The organism is Mesorhizobium kowhaii (genome assembly GCF_042431665.1).
GTDB lineage: Bacteria > Pseudomonadota > Alphaproteobacteria > Rhizobiales > Rhizobiaceae > Mesorhizobium > Mesorhizobium kowhaii.
The window spans coordinates 1-2459 of sequence record NZ_JBHLYT010000217.1; the positions used below are offsets into that span (position 1 = coordinate 1).

A 2459-nucleotide genomic window follows, 5' to 3' on the forward strand; every position below is an offset into this window, starting at 1 on the left:
CGCCCTCCGGGCTCCTGTCGGCGCATCCCGCGCTCTCATCCCCAACCAAATCAGATCATCAGCGTCATTCAGCACCACTCCGAGCCGAATTCCGCATCAATTCCTTCTCGGCGCCATCTATACGCGGTTCTCAACCGCCCATCGACAGCAGGCTCAGATTGTAGGCCAGATACCAGCGTACGCACAGCAGGATCACGGATCGATCAAAATGGCGGCCCTTGAACATGACAAACTCCCGGAAAGCAGGAGCAGCCGTCATGCAGCAATGACCTTTCCGAAAAGTTTGCGACGGAACCCGATGAAGGGCTAGCAACCCATATCGGCCCCAAGCCGTGCGCAGGCAACCGTGAGGATGTCGGCGAAGCGTCGGTAGGGGAGCGTGCAGGCCAGCCATTGAGCCGCGAAAGTCCAAAATCCCGGGTGCCGACGGCGTTGACGTTCCGGAAGGCAATACGATTGAGCGCGTTACGCGAGCGCTCAGCCGACCCGGCGTGGTCTGAGACCCTGGCATGCACGGAAGCTCCTTGTACGGGAACCGGGAGATCTCTGGATTGGCCACCCAACCCGTCCTGCGGGTGGATGGTCCGCAGTGGGAAGGCGAGGAGTCGTAGCCGCTGATGAACGATCCAGAGAAGTCTGACTTCGGCATAGTAGCTGTGAAGCCGACGAACAAAGCCGGGCGACCGGTGGCGGAGTTGGTGGAGCGAAGGCCGGGGACCAAGGGGAACGCGGAACAGCAACGCATGCACCGGACACAGGGCCGGGATCGCATGTCCCAGTCGCTGGATCGCGTACGGAAAGCCGCAAGGCTGAGGAAGAAGGACAGGTTCACCGCGCTCTTCCACCATATCACTGTCGACGCACTCCGGACGGCGTTCTACGCGCTCAGGCGCAAGGCCGCCCCCGGGGTGGATGGCATGACATGGCAGGACTACGAGGCAGAGCTTGAGCCCCGGCTCATCGATCTGCACGCCCGGGTCCAACGGGGAGCGTACCGCCCGCAACCGTCACGCCGGACGTTTATACCGAAGGCAGATGGGAAGCAGCGGCCGCTGGCAATCGCAGCTCTGGAAGACAAGATTGTCCAAGGGGCGACCGTCATGGTGCTCAACGCCATCTATGAAGGCGACTTCTGCGGCTTCTCCTACGGGTTTCGACCGGGGAGAGGGCCGCACGATGCGCTGGATGCGCTGTGCGTCGCGATCGACCATCGGAAAGTGAGCTGGATAATTGACGCCGACATCCAAAACTTTTTCGGGGCGGTCAGTCAGAAATGGCTGGTTCGCTTCCTGGAGCATCGGGTCGGCGATAAGCGCATCATCCGCCTGATCCAGAAATGGTTGAAGGCAGGTATTCTCGAAGACGGGGTCGTGACCGTAGACGACAAGGGGACGGGTCAAGGCTCGGTGATCTCACCGCTCCTCGGCAATATCTACCTGCACTACGTACTCGATCTGTGGGCGAAACGCTGGCGACAGCACGACGCCGCCGGCGACATGGTCATCGTGCGCTATGCCGATGACCTGGTGGTCGGCTTCGAGCGCGAGGACGACGCCCGTCGATTCCTCGATGCGATGCGCGCGAGGCTTGAGGAGTTCGAACTGTCGCTCCATCCGGACAAGACCCGCCTGATTGAGTTTGGTCGCTTCGCGGCGGCTAATCGCAAGCGGCGCGGCCTCGGGAAGCCGGAGACCTTTATGTTTCTCGGGTTCACGTTCATCTGCGGCAAATCGCGCAGCGGGCGCTTCCAGCTTCAACGGAAGACCCGCGGCGACCGCATGCGGACGAAGCTCAGGAACATAAAGGAGGAGCTGTGGCGTCGGCTGCACTGGCCCATACCCGAACAGGGGAAATGGCTAAGGCAGATCGTGAGCGGGCATTTCGCCTACTTCGCGGTGCCGACAAACGCGCGCGCTTTAGCCGCGTTTCGGCACCATGTGGAAGAACTCTGGAGGCGCACGCTTCGGCGGCGTAGCCAGAAGGACGGATTCACATGGGGCCGGACCACAAAAGTGACAGAACACTGGCTCCCGAAGCCACGCATCCTTCATCCATGGCCCGACGTGCGCTTCGCCGTCACACACCCAAGGTAGGAGCCCGGTGCCTTAATTGGGCTCGCCGGGATCTGAGCGGGGGGCGCCCGGTAACGGGCGTCCCTACCGCGAAAAGAGCGTTTTCCAATTGCATGGCGTCAACGCAGGCGAGCAACCAGTCCTTCGCAAGAAGCTTTCGCGTAGGGAGATGGTGAAATTCTTCGAGAAAACGCCGCCGACTACTATCGCACTCGAAGCCTGTGGAGGCTCTCATCATTGGGCGAGGCTGTTAAGTTCGTTCGGTCATGAGGTGAAATTGATCGCGCCTCAGTTGGCGAAACCTTATGTGAAACGCGGCAAGAACGACGCGGCGGACGCGGAAGCTTTGTGTGAGGCGATGAGCCGACCGACGATGCGCTTCGTGCC

At 61.1% G+C, this 2459-nt stretch carries 1 protein-coding gene and 2 pseudogenes; 2 read left to right on the forward strand and 1 reads right to left on the reverse strand.

Annotation, left to right across the window (positions count from 1 at the left end):
- Positions 1-148: 148 nt before the first annotated feature.
- Positions 149-226 (reverse strand): annotated as a pseudogene (locus tag ACFFNA_RS39535) (IS6 family transposase); the annotation flags it as partial.
- A gap of 391 nt (positions 227-617) precedes the next feature.
- Between ACFFNA_RS39535 and ltrA the strand changes: the two are divergent.
- Together ltrA and ACFFNA_RS39545 are read left to right on the forward strand one after the other, a co-directional pair.
- Entirely contained in the window at positions 618-2093 is a 1476-nt protein-coding gene (gene ltrA / locus ACFFNA_RS39540; RefSeq protein ID WP_378925738.1) for a group II intron reverse transcriptase/maturase, read from the forward strand.
- A gap of 88 nt (positions 2094-2181) precedes the next feature.
- Positions 2182-2459 (forward strand): annotated as a pseudogene (locus ACFFNA_RS39545) (IS110 family transposase); the annotation flags it as partial.